Annotated in this window: 14 protein-coding genes; 5 read left to right on the forward strand and 9 right to left on the reverse strand. The window is 60.9% G+C overall.

The window, feature by feature from the left end:
* Nucleotides 1-35 precede the first annotated feature (35 nt).
* The 4 genes from M2394_RS09655 to M2394_RS09670 form a co-directional block, all read right to left on the reverse strand.
* The gene (locus M2394_RS09655) at nt 36-2,018 is read right to left on the reverse strand and encodes an acyltransferase family protein (protein ID WP_259172352.1); all 1,983 of its coding nucleotides are present in this window, start codon (nt 2,016-2,018) and stop codon (nt 36-38) included.
* 156 nt (nt 2,019-2,174) lie between these two features.
* Entirely contained in the window at nt 2,175-3,434 is a 1,260-nt protein-coding gene (gene rho, locus M2394_RS09660) for a transcription termination factor Rho (RefSeq protein WP_016973082.1), read from the reverse strand.
* Between the two features lie 234 nt (nt 3,435-3,668).
* Nucleotides 3,669-3,998, reverse strand: coding sequence for a thioredoxin TrxA (gene trxA, locus M2394_RS09665; RefSeq protein WP_003213989.1), 330 nt, complete (start codon nt 3,996-3,998; stop codon nt 3,669-3,671).
* 120 nt (nt 3,999-4,118) lie between these two features.
* Entirely contained in the window at nt 4,119-4,814 is a 696-nt protein-coding gene (locus M2394_RS09670) for a FadR/GntR family transcriptional regulator (RefSeq protein WP_178919944.1), read from the reverse strand.
* 254 nt (nt 4,815-5,068) lie between these two features.
* On the opposite strand from M2394_RS09670, the gene M2394_RS09675 reads away from it, so the two are divergent.
* Genes M2394_RS09675 through M2394_RS09690 form a run of 4 tightly spaced genes read left to right on the forward strand, consistent with a single transcriptional unit; the run spans nt 5,069 to nt 7,911 of the window.
* Complete coding sequence (locus tag M2394_RS09675; RefSeq protein WP_259172353.1) at nt 5,069-5,854, forward strand: transporter substrate-binding domain-containing protein; 786 nt, start codon at nt 5,069-5,071, stop codon at nt 5,852-5,854.
* Between the two features lie 17 nt (nt 5,855-5,871).
* Nucleotides 5,872-6,540, forward strand: a complete 669-nt coding sequence (locus tag M2394_RS09680) for an amino acid ABC transporter permease (protein ID WP_176996876.1) — start codon at nt 5,872-5,874, stop codon at nt 6,538-6,540.
* Nucleotides 6,537-7,187, forward strand: a complete 651-nt coding sequence (locus M2394_RS09685; protein ID WP_178919942.1) for an amino acid ABC transporter permease — start codon at nt 6,537-6,539, stop codon at nt 7,185-7,187. Before M2394_RS09680 ends, M2394_RS09685 begins: the two co-directional genes overlap by 4 nt.
* The gene (locus M2394_RS09690) at nt 7,174-7,911 is read left to right on the forward strand and encodes an amino acid ABC transporter ATP-binding protein (RefSeq protein WP_178919941.1); all 738 of its coding nucleotides are present in this window, start codon (nt 7,174-7,176) and stop codon (nt 7,909-7,911) included. The genes M2394_RS09685 and M2394_RS09690 overlap by 14 nt, the downstream gene beginning before the upstream one ends.
* Here the strand turns inward: M2394_RS09690 and M2394_RS09695 are convergent.
* The 4 genes from M2394_RS09695 to M2394_RS09710 form a co-directional block, all read right to left on the reverse strand.
* The gene (locus M2394_RS09695; protein ID WP_259172354.1) at nt 7,883-8,407 is read right to left on the reverse strand and encodes a DUF1120 domain-containing protein; all 525 of its coding nucleotides are present in this window, start codon (nt 8,405-8,407) and stop codon (nt 7,883-7,885) included. The genes M2394_RS09690 and M2394_RS09695 overlap by 29 nt on opposite strands.
* Nucleotides 8,397-10,904 carry a fimbria/pilus outer membrane usher protein gene (locus M2394_RS09700; RefSeq protein ID WP_259172356.1) on the reverse strand — a complete coding sequence of 836 codons (2,508 nt, stop codon included), beginning with the start codon at nt 10,902-10,904 and terminating at the stop codon, nt 8,397-8,399. Before M2394_RS09700 ends, M2394_RS09695 begins: the two co-directional genes overlap by 11 nt.
* A gap of 7 nt (nt 10,905-10,911) precedes the next feature.
* On the reverse strand, nt 10,912-11,610 hold the full coding sequence (locus M2394_RS09705; RefSeq protein WP_178919938.1) for a fimbria/pilus chaperone family protein: 699 nt from the start codon (nt 11,608-11,610) through the stop codon (nt 10,912-10,914).
* 119 nt (nt 11,611-11,729) lie between these two features.
* Nucleotides 11,730-12,377 carry a DUF1120 domain-containing protein gene (locus M2394_RS09710; protein WP_259172357.1) on the reverse strand — a complete coding sequence of 216 codons (648 nt, stop codon included), beginning with the start codon at nt 12,375-12,377 and terminating at the stop codon, nt 11,730-11,732.
* Nucleotides 12,378-12,825: 448 nt separating this feature from the next.
* Between M2394_RS09710 and ppx the strand changes: the two genes are divergently transcribed.
* Nucleotides 12,826-14,328 carry an exopolyphosphatase gene (ppx, locus tag M2394_RS09715; protein ID WP_178919936.1) on the forward strand — a complete coding sequence of 501 codons (1,503 nt, stop codon included), beginning with the start codon at nt 12,826-12,828 and terminating at the stop codon, nt 14,326-14,328.
* Between the two features lie 145 nt (nt 14,329-14,473).
* On the opposite strand, the gene ppk1 is transcribed toward ppx, so the two are convergent.
* On the reverse strand, nt 14,474-16,696 hold the full coding sequence (ppk1, locus tag M2394_RS09720; RefSeq protein ID WP_176996883.1) for a polyphosphate kinase 1: 2,223 nt from the start codon (nt 16,694-16,696) through the stop codon (nt 14,474-14,476).
* Nucleotides 16,697-16,701: the final 5 nt, after the last annotated feature.

Consider the following 16,701-nt stretch of genomic DNA (forward strand, 5'->3'; position numbering starts at 1 on the left):
CGTACATCCTACCTGCTCTGAGGGCGGCTGGCAGCTTAATTGGCCGTCAACCCTCGTGATTGCAGCGAACTGAACAACGGTTCCAGGAAGGCCTCGACGTGCCGCGCACCGACGTCAGAAAGGTGATTGTCATCGGTATACAGCGCTCGGCCGTTGAGCTCCACCCGGCACAAGCCATCGGCGCCGCACAACAAGGGCGCGGGGTCGAGTACCGCGACACCACTGTCGGCCGCCGCCAACTCGGCAAACAGCTGGGAGATAAAGGCCTGGCGCTTGAGGTGCTCCGCCACGGGCAAGCCTTCCCGATCCACCGGCCGGTGCATCATGGCCAGGCGGCTGAGCCGGTAAGGCACAATGATTTCCTGCAGCGGCACCTCCTTGACCAACCAGACCCTGTGGCCTGCGGTGCGCAAGCCCTTGATGCGCTCGCGCAGGCCTTGGGCGAAGCGCTGCTCGGCAATGGCGCGCACGTATTGACCCGTCGCGGGGTCTTTGAGCGCATGCTCCTTGTCACCCGACATCTGCCCATAGAGGTACAGGCTCCAGCGCGCCGCCAGCACCACATCGCTGAAGGATTGCTCGGCCATCGCTTTCTCCACGCGATGGTTGAAGTGGGCGCAACGGGCAATGTTCTCCAGGCCATCCAAAGGCACACAACCGGCAAAACTGGCCTCGACCAGGCTGATATCGTGCCGCTTGGCCGCCACCTCGAGCGCAGGAATCAAGGCGGTGGCGTGACTGTCGCCCCAGACCAGCGCAGAGACCGAGCTGCCTTTGGGGCCGAAATGGCAAAACAGGCGCTCATCGGGCGTGTCTTTGTCCGCCATGCACGCCATCAACTCCGGGCTCCACTTTTTCGCCTGGGCATAACGCAGGGCCTGTTCGGACAAGCGCGACGGCACACCGTCGGCCTTGCGCAATGCCACGCCCGTAAGGCCGAGGCACAGGATCCCGACACACGCTGTCGCCAGAATCGCCTTGCGCCCGGGCAGCAGGCGCTTCTCCCGAAACGGGGTTTCCACAAAACGCCAGGACAGGTAGCCCAGCACCAGGCTCAGCAGCATCAACCCACCCAGCTCCAGCGGGCTCAGGCCATCAACCGCGGCGTAGCTGGCATACACGAACACAGGCCAGTGCCACAGGTACCAGGAATAGGAAATCAGCCCCACGCCCACCATCACCCGTGAACTCAGCAGGCGCCCGACCCAGGTGGATTGCTGCCCGTTGGCCCAGATCAGGCCAACGACGCCCAGCACCGGCAACAACGCAGCCGCGCCGGGGAAGGGTGTAGCTGAATCGAAACCGAATACCGCGATCAGTATCAGCGCCATCGACAACAGGCTGACTCCTTGGGCCAAGCCGGGCGAGGCACGCCAATCACGCAGCGGCACCACCGCCAGCATGGCGCCGGCCAGCAATTCCCAGGCACGCAGATGCAACAGGTAGAACGCCTTTTGCGGTGCATGGGCCACCGCCCACACGCTCATGCCGAACGACACCAGCAGGATCCCGAACAGCGCCAGGCGCCAATGCTTCAAGCGGCTGGCAAGCAAGGTCAGCAACAACGGGAAGATGATGTAGAACTGCTCTTCGACCGCCAGCGACCAGGTGTGCAACAACGGTTTGATATCGGAGGCCGCATCGAAGTAGCCGTGCTGGCGGGAAAACAGCAGGTTGGAGGTGAAGATCACCTGATAGTGCACCGACCGCCCCAGCTCCTCGTAGTCCTTGGGCGCCAGCAGGAACCAGCCTACGGCCAGGGTAGCCGCCATCATCACAAACAACGCCGGCAGGATGCGCCGGGCACGTCGCGCCCAGAAATCCACAAAGCTGAAGCGCCCGGCCTGGCGCTCCCGCCAGATGATCGAGGTGATCAGGAACCCTGAAATCACGAAAAATACATCAACCCCGACGAAGCCGCCTGTTACACCAGGCACCCCAAAATGGAACAGCACCACAGCCAGAACCGCAACGGCGCGCAAACCATCGATGTCTCTTCGATAAGCAAGAACAGTCATAAAACGTAGTCAGCCTGATACGAATGGAAGTGAGCGTAGCTTCCCTCACCTTTTTTGTTTCTTAACTGACACTTATGCCGCCCAAACCTCCCTTTTCTGACGCAAAAAAAAATGGCGCCCCTTGGGGCGCCATTCTTTCGGACCTGAAACGTCGTGTTACTTACGCTTCATCGACAGGAAGAACTCGTCGTTGGTCTTGGTGGTTTTCAGCTTGTCGACCAGGAACTCGATGGCCGCCACTTCGTCCATCGGGTGCAGCAGCTTGCGCAGGATCCACATGCGCTGCAGTTCGTCGTCGGCGGTCAGCAACTCTTCGCGGCGGGTACCGGAACGGTTGATGTTGATCGCCGGGAACACGCGTTTTTCCGCGATGCGACGGTCCAGGGGCAGCTCCATGTTGCCGGTACCCTTGAACTCTTCGTAGATCACTTCGTCCATCTTCGAACCGGTTTCAACCAGTGCGGTGGCGATAATGGTCAGCGAGCCGCCTTCTTCGATGTTCCGCGCAGCGCCAAAGAAACGCTTCGGTTTCTCCAGGGCATGGGCATCGACACCACCGGTCAATACCTTGCCGGAGCTCGGAATCACGGTGTTGTAGGCACGGGCCAGACGGGTGATGGAGTCGAGCAGGATCACCACGTCCTTCTTGTGTTCAACCAGGCGCTTGGCCTTCTCGATCACCATTTCGGCAACCTGCACGTGGCGGGTTGGCGGTTCATCGAACGTGGAGGCAACCACTTCGCCGCGCACGGTGCGCTGCATTTCGGTCACTTCTTCCGGACGTTCATCGATCAACAGCACGATCAGGTGAACTTCAGGATTGTTACGCGCGATGTTCGCGGCAATGTTCTGCAGCATGATGGTCTTGCCGGCTTTCGGCGGTGCGACGATCAGGCCACGCTGGCCTTTGCCGATCGGGGCGCACAAGTCGATCACACGACCGGTCAAGTCTTCGGTGGAACCGTTGCCGGCTTCCATCTTCATGCGTACGGTCGGGAACAGCGGGGTCAGGTTCTCGAAGAGAATCTTGTTTTTCGCGTTCTCGGGACGATCAAAGTTGATCGTGTCGACCTTGAGCAGGGCGAAGTAACGCTCGCCTTCCTTAGGAGGGCGGATCTTGCCAACGATGGTGTCACCGGTGCGCAAGTTGAAGCGACGGATCTGGCTCGGCGAGACGTAGATATCGTCTGGGCCGGCAAGATAGGAGGCGTCAGCAGAGCGGAGGAAGCCGAAGCCGTCCTGGAGAATCTCCAGCACGCCATCACCGGAGATTTCCTCGCCGCTTTTCGCGTGCTTTTTCAGCAGGGAGAAAATCACGTCCTGCTTGCGCGAACGGGCCATATTTTCTATGCCCATTTCTTCGGCCAGCTGGAGCAGGTCGGTAATCGGCTTTTGCTTGAGTTCAGTCAGATTCATATAGGAATGACGTAATCATTTATGGAGGGGGGAAATTAAGCTTTTGGCTTAATGAGGCCGCGCCGCAGAGAAGGCGACAGGATCGCGTACTAATCGAAAAGGAGAGCGTCGGCGACGGCTTGCAGGGGGCAGTGGAGAAACCAGTGCGGGGCCGAATGTACCACCTGAGTTTAGGAGCGTCTAGCCCTGTTTCACGAAAAAGCCCCGCAATTTGCGGGGCTTTTTTGACAACGCTTAGATGTTCGCGTCGAGGAAAGCTTGCAGCTGAGACTTCGACAGCGCGCCCACTTTAGTGGCTTCGACGTTGCCGTTCTTGAACAGCATCAGCGTCGGGATACCACGCACGCCATGCTTGGCCGGGGTTTCCTGGTTGTCGTCGATATTCAGCTTGGCAATGGTCAGCTTGCCTTCGTAGGTGGTCGCAATGTCGTCCAGAACAGGCGCGATCATTTTGCAAGGGCCACACCATTCAGCCCAGTAGTCAACCAGCACCGGGCCCTGAGCCTTGAGTACTTCGGCCTCAAAGGTCGCGTCGGTGACGTGCTTGATAAGATCGTTGCTCATGGATGTCTCCGGATTGTAAGCAAAAAAACGTGGCCCATCATAGCCGCCCTTCCCCCGTTCAGGAAGCCGCCTCTGATTGAGTCTTGCTATGGTGGTGCATGAGTTTGGGTATAGCTCAACTCAGGGCGTCACGGGCGTCACGAAGGCAATGCCGGTGCGCAAGGCCGCGTTGCGCACGTGTTCCTGCATGGCTTTCTGCGCTGCTGCGCTGGCACGACGGGCCAGGGCACGCAGGATCTTGCGGTGCTCCTGCCAGGTCTCCATGGCCCGCTCCGGCCGGATGAACGGTAGCTTCTGGCTTTCCAGGAACACCTCGGCACTGGCACTCAGGATGCTCACCATTGCCTGATTGCCGCTGGCCAGCAGGATGCGCTGGTGGAATTCGAAGTCCAGCCGCGCCGCCGCCTCAAAGTCACCCGCCTTGAGCACCTTGCGCATCGCCTCGACATTGTCTTCGAGGCCATCGAGCTCATCGAGCGTCAACGTGACCGCCGCCAGCCCCGCCGCAAAGCCTTCGAGGGCATAGCGCAACTGGAAGATATCCAGCGGCGTTGCCTGCGCCGCAAACGGCCAGGCAAACCCCGGCGACTCCTCCACCGCCTGCACGAACACGCCCTTGCCCGGTTGCACACTGACGACCCCCAAGGCACTCAAGGACGACAGCGCCTCGCGCAAAGACGCCCGACTGACCCCCAACTGCACAGCCAGGTCGCGTTGGGAGGGCAAGGCATCACCCGGCCCAAAGCCCTGTTCATTAATGAGTTTGCGGATGGCCTGCAGGGCCGCTTCCGGTACGGCTTGGGCGATGGAATTCATGGAAAACTCAAGGTTGCAGTCAACGGTGCGGCTAGTTGTAAAGCTATTCGCAGCCCACGGCAAGCCACGCCCCAAAGGGGCTCGCGTGGTTTTATCGACGCTCGAAAAGGGTGCGAAAAACATGAGCACTGTTCAGACCAGTAAGACCACCGCACCTCAACAAACACCAGCGTTACAGGCCAACCTGACGAGGCTGGCATGGGCTGTGCACTGGGCCAAGACAGATTTCCCTTCGCCCTTTCCGGAGAGTTGCCATGACCAAGCGCTACAGCGCCCTGCTCACAGCCCTGTTTGCCAGCCTGATGCTGAGCCAGGCACCCGCCCAGGCCAACGGTCTGGACGATATCGTCGCCCGTGGCACCCTCAAGGTCGCCGTGCCCCAGGACTTCCCGCCGTTCGGCTCGGTCGGCCCCGACATGAAACCCCGTGGCCTGGACATCGACACCGCCAAGCTGCTGGCCGACCAGCTCAAGGTCAAGCTGGAGCTGACACCGGTCAACAGCACCAACCGCATCCCGTTCCTCACCACCGGCAAGGTCGACCTGGTGATCTCCAGCCTGGGCAAGAACGCCGAGCGTGAGAAAGTCATCGACTTCTCCAAGGCCTACGCGCCGTTCTACCTGGCGGTGTTTGGTCCGCCTGACGCGCCTGTCAGCACCACCGACGACCTCAAGGGCAAGACCATCAGCGTGACACGCGGTGCGATCGAAGACATCGAACTGACCGCCGTAGCCCCCAAGGAAGCCACCATCAAGCGCTTCGAGGACAACAACTCGACCATCGCCGCCTACCTGGCCGGTCAAGTCGACCTGATCGCCAGCGGCAACGTGGTGATGGTGGCGATCAGCGAGCGCAACCCCAAGCGCGTGCCTGCCCTGAAGGTGAAACTCAAGGACTCCCCGGTGTACGTGGGTGTGAACAAGAACGAGCCGGCACTGCTGGAAAAGGTCAACCAGATCCTGATCGCCGCCAAGGCTGATGGCAGCCTGGAAAAGAACGCGATGCAATGGCTCAAAGAGCCGCTGCCTGCCGACCTCTGACGCGACGGAGCTGATTGATGGCGTATCAATTTGACTTTGTGCCGGTGCTGGCCAATACCGACCTGCTGTTACGCGGTGCGCTGTTCACCCTGGAACTGACGGCCATCGGCGCCATCCTGGGGGTGGCCCTGGGCACCGTGGGCGCCGTGGTGCGGGCGTGGAAGATCCAGCCGTTCGCCTGGTTCTTCGGGGTGTATGTCGAGTTGATCCGCAACACGCCGTTCCTGGTTCAGTTGTTCTTCATCTTTTTCGGCCTGCCGTCCCTGGGGCTGAAAATCACCGAATGGCAAGCCGCCGTGCTGGCAATGGTGATCAACCTCGGGGCTTACTCCACCGAGATCATCCGCGCCGGCATCCAGGCTGTTCCCCGGGGCCAACTGGAAGCGGCGGCCGCGCTGGCCATGACGCGCTTTGAGGCGTTCCGTCACGTGGTGCTGCTGCCGGCGCTGGGCAAGGTGTGGCCGGCCCTGAGCAGCCAGATCATCATCGTGATGCTCGGTTCGGCGGTGTGTTCGCAAATCGCCACTGAAGAGCTGAGCTTTGCCGCCAACTTTATCCAGTCTCGCAACTTTCGCGCCTTTGAAACCTACGCACTGACCACGCTGGTGTACCTGTGCATGGCACTGATGATTCGCCAGTTGCTCAACTGGATCGGCCGCCGTTACGTGATGAGGAACAGCCGATGAGTGATTTTTCCTTCTGGGACATCGTGCGCAACCTCGCCACCGGCCTGCAATGGACTCTGCTGCTGTCCCTGGTGGCGTTTGTGGGCGGTGGTGTGATCGGCCTGTTGGTGATGACGATGCGCATCAGCCGCAAGGCGTTCCCCAGCCAAGTGGCCCGTGCCTATATCGAACTGTTCCAGGGCACGCCGTTGCTGATGCAGCTGTTCCTGGTGTTTTTCGGCATCGCCCTGCTCGGTGTGGATATTTCACCCTGGCTGGCGGCCGCCATTGCACTGACCCTGTTTACCAGTGCCTACCTCGCCGAAATCTGGCGTGGCTGCGTCGATTCCATTGCCCACGGGCAGTGGGAAGCCTCGGCCAGCCTGGCCCTCAACCCGCTGGAGCAACTGCGCTACGTGATCCTGCCCCAGGCCCTGCGCATTGCCGTGGCGCCCACCGTGGGTTTCTCGGTGCAGGTGGTCAAAGGCACCGCCGTGACCTCGATCATCGGTTTTACCGAACTGACCAAGACCGGCGGCATGCTCGCCAACGCCACCTTCGAACCCTTCATGGTCTACGGCCTGGTGGCCCTTGGTTACTTCTTGCTCTGCTACCCCTTGTCCCTCAGTGCGCGCTACCTGGAAAGGAGACTGCATGCCTCTGCTTAGAATTTCCGCCCTGCATAAGTATTACGGCGATCACCATGTGCTCAAGGGCATCGACCTGACCGTTGAAGAAGGCCAGGTGGTGGCGATCATCGGCCGCAGCGGCTCGGGCAAGTCCACCTTGCTGCGTACCCTCAATGGCCTGGAATCGATCAACGATGGCGTGATCGAAGTCGACGGCGAATACCTCGACGCCGCCCGCGCCGACCTGCGCAGCCTGCGGCAGAAAGTCGGCATGGTGTTCCAGCAGTTCAACCTGTTCCCGCACCTCACGGTGGGCGAAAACGTGATGCTCGCGCCGCAAGTGGTGCAGAAAGTACCCAAGGCCAAGGCCGCCCAGTTGGCTAAGCAGATGCTGGAACGCGTCGGGCTGGGCGAGAAGTTTGACGCCTTCCCGGATCGCCTGTCCGGCGGCCAGCAACAGCGCGTGGCGATTGCACGCGCCCTGGCCATGTCGCCCAAGGTGCTGCTGTGCGACGAAATCACCTCGGCCCTGGACCCGGAACTGGTCAATGAAGTGCTCAGCGTGGTGCGCCAACTGGCCAAGGATGGCATGACGCTGATCATGGTGACCCACGAAATGCGCTTTGCCCGCGAAGTCGGCGACAAGTTGGTGTTCATGCACCAGGGCAAGGTGCATGAAGTGGGCGACCCCAAGGTGTTGTTTGCCAACCCGCAAACGCCCGAGTTCGCCAACTTCATTGGCTCCGTGGAACAGGCGGACTGACCAGCTCGAAATGCCCCTGCCCCTCCAGCACTGTGTGGCTGCGCACACGCAGGGCGTCGACAGGCAGGTCGGCATCGATCTCGACCTGGGCCGCCAACTGCCGGCCAGCCCCTTGGGCCACCAGGGTCCGTCCCGGCAGCAATTGCCCGGCGGCCGGTTCACCCATGTCCGCCCATTCCACCGGCTGCCCATCCAGCCGGGCATGCCTGAGGCTCAGGCGAAAACGCCCTTCGCGCCCAAACCGAAAGCCCTCGCTATCGGACGCCGTCCCGTTGAACCGCAACGCCATGGTCGATGGCTGCGGACACAGAATATTCAAGTGCACCGTGCGAGTGCCCATCGCCACTGCCCCACGCTCATCGCGGCGCTCATTGCGGATCGCGCCATAATCGACACGTCCCTGGCTGACAATCAGCCGACACTCATCTGCCCGCGCCCATTGGGCCGTCATTCCGCCCCAGAGCAATAGGCCCAGGCACATCGCTTTAGCGGCCATGGCACACCGCCGACATGGTTTCATAGAGTTTGTCATTGTCCGGCTCAACTTCAGGAGCCAGGCGCAGCTGGCAGGAGGACGAGTCCGGCAGGGATACCCGCAGGCTTTGCGGCGCCGTTACATCACTCAGGAAAATCATGCCGTCAGCCACCACGCTGGTCATGAAGCGATCGTCCGCACCGAACACCGAAGCGCCCTGGGGCAACGGCTGGCCCTTCTGGTCGCGAGCATTGATCAACACTCGACGCACCTTCACCACTTCAAAGTCCACGGTATTGAACGATCCTCGGCCAGCGGCGACGACTCGGGTGCCATTCTTCAGGTCGACCCGTTTGGGCAGGGATCGGGTTTGCACCTCGATACGGCTATTGCTGTAGGCCGGCAGGCCCGCGATCACCGCATGACCGCGTGGATCGGTCCACACCGGGCCCTGAGGGGTGTCGATTCTGGCCGATCCGATATCTCCCACCGAGACGATGCCAAATGTGTCTTGGACCGTATAGGGCGAGAAGGTCAGCCCGCGTTCATGGGCCACCACACCTCCTCGCAGTTGCCCCGAATAGCTGGTGTTCTGCGAATCGCGGCTGACACCCAGGCCGACCTGGGTGTAACGCGGCGTCAGGTTGAGTTGGCCACGCACCGATTGCTCCCGAGCGTTGAAATCCCGCTCACTACCGACCTCGTAGCTCACAGCGTCATTGACCCGCTCACTGAGCGCCGTCCCCGCGCTGACCTGATGACCGCGCCGGCTGGCATAACTGTTCACACGGCGATCACCGCCCAACGGCACACTGACCTGCAAGCGCAAGGAAAGACCTTCATCCAGCACGGCATCTCGCCTGCGAGCTCCAGGTGCCGCATCACGTCCCGCTTTTTTGCCTCCGACCTGTGAATCGGCAATCAACGCCACATCGGTGCCACCGAACGACTTGTTCCATGACGCAAAGACATGTTCCATCGACCGCCCATCAAATGGGTCGCTGCGGGCATACCCCAGGGAAAAACCACCCATCACCGGATCCACCCAGCTGAGGCCTGCCGTGTAGTGGTTCTTGAAACGCGAATTGAGGTCGTCAACCCGAAGGGAGCTGCCAGCTTCGAGCACCTCTCGGTAGCCCCGGGTCTGCCGGGTGGCGCTCAGGTTGAGGTCCAGGTTGTCGTACACAGGGCTGCTCACCGACAGCGTACTGCGCACACCGGAAACGGCGTTGCGGCTGTCACGGGAGACGTTCTGGCGTGCGGCCACATTCACCCGCTGGAAAAAAACACTGCCAAGCGTGCCACCCGCCGCCCAGTAGTCTTCGGCACTCAACAATCCCAGGCCCAGGGTTGAATCACGTCCCAGGCCCCAGCTTGCGCTGCCCATGGCAAACATCGGGGTACGGCTATCCCCCACCGAAGCCTCGCGCACCTTGCCCGTCGAAAAGTAGTACCCCGGCGGCGCCTGCGCGCCTCCCCTGAACGAGGCCGCCGACACCGCGAAGTTGCGCTTTGCGCCCCGTACGTCGATCACCGTGACATCCAGGTCACTGGTGCCATTGAGCAACGGCAAGCCGGTGAGGCGGTAAGGCCCCTCAGGCACCAGGGTGCTGTGAATCAACACCCCGGACTGGCGGACTTCAATACGTGACTGGCTCTGGGCTAGGCCCTCCACCACCACATTGGCGGCGCCTGCCTGGGTTCGGGACAATCCATCGGGAGATAACTGAAAACCTGAAAACTGCACACCACCGAATACCGGGTTGTTGCTCGACAATTGACCCACCTGAAAGGTTGATTGCAACGCGACAAGGTCCCGTTGCGCGTATGCGTAAAGGTGCTCGGTGCGCGACTCATTGTTGTCGGAGACATAGAACTGGCGACTGCGCACAATCCAGTCGCCCAAATTGAAGCCAGCCTCGGTGTAGGCGGATACAAACCGGCTCGGCTCCCCCCCTGTGCGGCTGTCAAAACCCAGCACGTCATAATTGAACACGGCCGCACCACCGCCGGAGGAAAAATGCCCGGCCTCCCATTCAGGCTCACGCAAGGATTGGGTCGGCACCACCAGCACCACTTCGTCACTGCCAGGGCGCAATCGCACCATGGTCGTCGGAAAGGCACCCAGAAAATCATGACAGGCCTGCTCCGGCGTCGAGCCTTCACGGATTACCCGGGGCGGCTTCACCACCCCTGCCTTCTCCAGCAGCCCCGGGGTAAAACACAGCTGCCCTTGCGAATCGAACCGCGCATCCACCAACCCCAGAGGGTTACCATTGACCCGCAGCCCCACTACCTGGACACCTTCGCGAAAACGCGCTGCGCTGCGAAAGTAATCGGACACCTTCGGGTCAATGCCATGGGTGGTCAGTGCTGCGAGGTCGAACCCCTCGCCCAGCTCCACTGCAGTCACGAAGCCAGGCAGCCCACACAGTGTCGCCAGCCCCAGGAGCAACGGGGGACGGCCCAGCCGGAGAGCGGCCCTACCATTGCCGGCCCGCTTTGTTGTATTCGGCATGAGCCCATCATCCCTCGGTGGCGTCGAGAGGGGCCTGGTAGCTGTCCGCCGCAAATCCATAGACGGTGGCCGGCTGGATCTCAACGCTCGTCGCGCCCTCAAGGCGCCCCTCGAACGTTGCCGTCAGGGCCTCTCCCGGGAGGATGTAGGTGCGCGGCAATGTGCCTGGCGCATTTTGCGGCAACAGCTTTACATCGGGGGCCAGGCGCACCACGTAGGCACTTGGGTTGTGGACGGTCAGGCGCCCGCCATCGTGCCTCCACTTCAGCAATTCCCAGGGCGTAGCGTGCCGAGGCAATCCCTTTGGGTGCAGGATCAGCGGCAGGTTCTGTCGCAGGGTGATACCAATGGTCGCACCGCCCGTTGCTCGGGCCTGGGGAATGCCTTCGAAGGAAATGCGCTTCAAGCGCTGGGTCTTCAGGGGTTCCTTCAGCGTACTGATGAAACGCACCAATTGAGTGTCGCCCGCCTCTACACGGGTGATGGGCGGGGTGACGACAAGCAAGGGCTCCAGGTCTTCAGGCAGGTCCTCCACCACCGAATGAAGCAGCGCCGGTCCCTCATCGGTATTCTTCACATTAAGGGTGGCCTCACCCTCTTCCTCGTATAGAACGACCAGCGTGGTTTCAGGCCGCATACCGTCTGCCAGCGCGTTAATCGAAAAGCAGGTACTTATCGCCACACTTAAAACCAGCGACTTAATCATTATTAAAAGACCGCGCACTTCGCTTCCCCGCAGGTGTTTCCGTTAACGTAAAAAAATCAAACAGCCATACAAAAACAGCCAATAAAAAGTTTGACTTTTTATTGGCTGCCAAAAGCAACTTAGAGGTAGCTCAGTACCAACGTGGCGCGCCCATCGATGGACACATCGCGACTCAGGTCAAGATCCTGCGCTTTATTGATCACGGCCTTAACGGCGATGGTGCCGGTCAACAGGGAGATCGATGCCGGCGTAACCGCCGTGCCGCTGCGCCATGAGTACTGGCTGGGTGCTTGCGCGACTTTGCCATCACTGTTCTGCCAGCCGCCGGTGCCAGTGCGCACGATCGGGTTGAGTACCAGGTTCGAAGACTTCAGGTCTTTGAGCGTGATCGAGTAGCCACCGGTGCGCCGGGTGCCTACGGCGCCAAGGCCGAAGTTCTGCTGTTCGGTGAAGCCAGCCCCCAGGATACCGGTCACCTTGCTGCCAGCCTGCAGGTCAGTGAAGGTCAAGCCAAACATCGCGGGTGTGGCGCCACAGCTAACCGCCAGGGAAGTGCTACGCTCCTCACGCGGGTTGAACGCAGTCTGGGACAACTCACCGGAACGTATGACGCGATAATCGATAATGCCACTCCCAACCAGGCTGAGGTTGCAGGAGGCGGGGGTAATCGTTCCCCTCACCACCAGTTGAGCGCTAGTGGTGGCCTGGGCACTTACCGCCGCCGCCAGGCATGCAATACCGATCGCTGATCCAACTATTTTCTTCATGTTCGACCTGTCACTAAAAGTTATCAGGTGTATTTATTTTTGCCCTGCCAATACAAAACCATAAATAAATAACACCACGGCAAAATCGCCAAGTGAGAGTCTGTCGCTTTGACACTTAACTTAGAAATAAGACCACACCTTGATTCTCGTGGGAGCGGTTAAAACAATCTGTCATCTGTACCTGATCAAACAGTAGTCTCAACTAAAATCACGATGCAGCCCAAAGCATCTAACCTGTAGGCCGAGTCGAATTCTGAAGAACAACACACGAGAGTTAAAAAATCCTACAGAGTTGCAGCATCTCTCGGCTGATGCCTGAAAAGGCAACCTACATTTCCTACAGCGACTTCCCGCAAGCACCCTCAGACAAATTCCCGCAGCACTACGCGTTGGCGTCAGCGGTCGATCGTGGCACGATGGCAAGGTTATCGACCGAGACCCCCAAACCATGCCGCAATCCCAAGCCAAGAATCTGTCCCTGATCGCCGCCATCGACCTGGGCTCCAACAGCTTTCACATGGTCGTGGCCAAGGCCCAGAACGGCGAAATCCGCATCCTTGAGCGGCTCGGCGAGAAAGTGCAGCTGGCTGCCGGGATCGACGACGAGCGCCAGCTCAACGAAGAATCCATGCAACGCGGCCTCGATTGCCTCAAGCGTTTTGCCCAACTGATCAACGGCATGCCCCTGGGCGCCGTACGGATCGTCGGCACCAACGCCCTGCGTGAAGCGCGCAACCGCGGCGAATTCATCCGCCGCGCCGAAGAGATCCTGGGACACCCGGTAGAAGTCATCTCCGGCCGTGAAGAGGCCCGCCTCATCTACCTCGGCGTGTCCCACACCCTGGCTGATACACCCGGCAAACGCCTGGTCGCCGACATCGGCGGCGGCAGTACCGAATTCATCATCGGCCAGCGTTTTGAGCCGCTGCTACGTGAAAGCCTGCAGATGGGCTGCGTCAGCTACACCCAACGCTATTTCAAAGACGGCAAGATCACTCCGGCGCGCTACGCCCAGGCCTACACAGCGGCGCGACTGGAGATCATGAGCATCGAGCACGCCCTGCATCGCCTGACCTGGGATGAAGCCATCGGCTCCTCTGGCACCATCCGCGCCATCGGCCTGGCCCTGAAAGCCGGCGGCCATGGCACCGGCGAGGTCAACGCCGAAGGCCTGGCATGGCTCAAGCGCAAGCTGTTCAAACTGGGGGATGCCGAGAAGATCGACTTCGATGGCATCAAGCCCGACCGCCGTACCATCTTCCCGGCGGGCCTGGCGATTCTCGAAGCCATCTTCGATGCCCTCGAACTGCAACGCATGGACCACTGTGACGGCGCCCTGCGCGAAGGCGTGCTCTATGACCTGCTGGGTCGCCATCATCATGAAGACGTGCGAGAGCGCACCCTCACGTCGCTGATGGAGCGTTATCACGTCGACCTGGAACAGGCTGCGCGCGTGGAACGCAAGGCCCTGCACGCCTTCGACCAGGTGGCCGAAGACTGGGACCTGGAAGACGGTGTCTGGCGCGAGCTGCTCGGCTGGGCCGCCAAGGTCCATGAAGTGGGCCTGGATATCGCCCACTACCATTACCACAAGCACGGCGCCTACCTGATCGAGCACTCCGACCTCGCCGGTTTCTCCCGCGAAGACCAACAGATGCTCGCGCTGCTGGTGCGCGGCCACCGTCGCAACATTCCCCGGGACAAGTTCGCCGAGTTCGGCGACGAAGGCATCAAGCTGATTCGCCTGTGCGTGCTGCTGCGCTTTGCGATCCTGTTCCACCACATCCGTGGCACCCAGGAAATGCCCCAGGTGACCCTGCGCGCCGACGGCGACAGCCTGGACGTGGTGTTCCCCAAAGGCTGGCTGGATGAAAACCAGCTGACCCAGGCGGACTTCGCCCAGGAAGCCGAGTGGCTGACGCGGGTGGGTTTCAGCCTGAACCTGCGTTAACCACACCGACCTGTTGTGAGCGGGCTTGCCCCGCGCTGGGTGGCGAAGCCGCCCCAAACAAAACGCCGCGGTGTTTGAGAACAACCGCGGCGTCGGGTTTCAGGGCCCAGCGCGGGGCAAGCCCGCTCACTACAAAGGCCTGCTGTCAGTTCACCGACAGAATCGGGCTACCCAACTTCTCCAGCAACGTCGCCTGCGCACTGCGCGGGTTCTGGTTGCCGGTTGGCGTGTTGCGCACGTAGCGGCCGTCCGACTGCAGGCTCCAACTGTGGGTGTTGTCGGTGAGGTAGCTTTCCAGCTCCTTCTTGACGCGCATGATCAGCTTCTTGCCCTCCACCGGGAAGCAGGTCTCTACCCGCTTATCGAGGTTGCGCTCCATCCAGTCGGCGCTGGAGAGGAACATCTGCTCTTCGCCACCGTTGAGGAAGTAGAACACTCGCGTGTGCTCCAGGAAGCGGCCGATGATGGAACGCACATGGATGTTGTGCGACACACCGACGATGCCCGGGCGCAGGCAGCACATGCCACGCACCACCAGGTCAATGCGCACGCCGGACTGGCTGGCCTTGTACAGCGCGCGGATGATCTTCGGATCGGTCAGCGAGTTGAACTTGGCAATGATGTGCGCCGGCTTGCCGTCGAGGGCGAACTGGGTTTCGCGGGCAATCATGTCGAGCATGCCCTTCTTGAGGGTGAACGGCGCGTGCAGCAGCTTCTTCATGCGCAAGGTCTTGCCCATGCCGATCAGCTGGCTGAACAACTTGCCGACGTCTTCGCACAAGGCGTCGTCGGAAGTCAGCAGGCTGTAGTCGGTGTAGAGCTTGGCGTTGCCGGCGTGATAGTTGCCGGTACCCAAGTGGGCGTAACGCACGATCTCGCCGGCTTCGCGACGCAGAATCAGCATCATCTTGGCGTGGGTCTTGAAGCCGACCACACCGTAGATCACCACCGCACCCGCCGCTTGCAGGCGGCTGGCCAATTGCAGGTTGGACTCTTCGTCGAACCGCGCACGCAGTTCGATCACCGCGGTGACTTCCTTGCCGTTACGCGCAGCGTCAACCAAGGCATCGACGATTTCCGAGTTGGCACCGGAGCGGTACAGGGTCTGGCGTACGGCCAACACGTGCGGGTCCTTGGCAGCCTGGCGCAGCAGGTCGACCACCGGGGTGAAGGACTCGAATGGGTGCAACAGCAAGATGTCCTGCTTGCTCACCACGCTGAAGATGTTCTCGCTGTTTTGCAGCAGTTTCGGGATCTGCGGGGTGAACGGGGTGTACTGCAGCTCGGGGTGGCTGTCCAGGCCGGTGATGCTGAACAGGCGCGTCAGGTTCACCGGGCCATTGACCTGGTACAGCTCGGTCTCGCCCAGGTTGAACTGCTTGAGCAGGTAGTCCGAGAGGTGTTTCGGGCAGGTGTCCGCCACTTCCAGGCGCACCGCATCGCCGTAACGGCGCGAGAACAGCTCGCCGCGCAGGGCCCGGGCCAAGTCTTCGACATCTTCGGAGTCCAGCGCCAGGTCGGCGTTACGGGTCAGGCGGAACTGGTAGCAGCCCTTGACCTTCATGCCTTGGAACAGGTCATCGGCGTGTGCATGGATCATCGACGACAGGAATACATAGTTGTCGCCAGGGCCACCCACCTCTTCAGGTACCTTGATGATCCGTGGCAGCAAGCGTGGCGCCGGTATGATCGCCAGGCCGGAATCGCGGCCGAAGGCGTCGATACCTTCCAGCTCGACGATGAAGTTGAGGCTCTTGTTCACCAGCAACGGGAACGGGTGCGTCGGGTCGAGGCCGATCGGGGTGATGATCGGTGCGATCTCGTCGCGGAAGTAGCGGCGCACCCACGTCTTGATCTTGGTGGTCCAGTGGCGGCGACGGATGAAGCGGACCTGATGTTTTTCCAGTTCCGGCAGCAGGATGTCGTTGAGGATCGCGTACTGGCGGTCCACATGGCCGTGCACCAGCTCGCTGATGCGCGCCAGCGCCTGGTGGGGTTGCAGGCCGTCTGCGCCGGCTTGCTCACGGGCGAAGGTGATCTGCTTCTTGAGGCCGGCCACGCGGATCTCGAAGAACTCGTCCAGGTTGCTGGAGAAGATCAGCAGGAACTTCAGCCGTTCCAGCAACGGGTAGGACTCATCCAGCGCCTGTTCCAGCACGCGGATGTTGAATTGCAGTTGTGACAGCTCGCGGTGGATGTACAGGCTGCTGTCATCCAAGTTGGTGACGGCGGCCACCGGGGCCGGCACAGGCGGCTCGGCCACCACGGCGGGCGGTGCGGGCTCCAGCTCCGGCGGGGTCTCGGTGACTTGTTCAACCACCGGGTGAGCGTCTTTTACAGCAACTTCGGAGAGTCCTTCGGTATTCATCGAGT

Source organism: Pseudomonas sp. BIGb0164, assembly GCF_024810135.1.
Lineage (GTDB): Bacteria > Pseudomonadota > Gammaproteobacteria > Pseudomonadales > Pseudomonadaceae > Aquipseudomonas.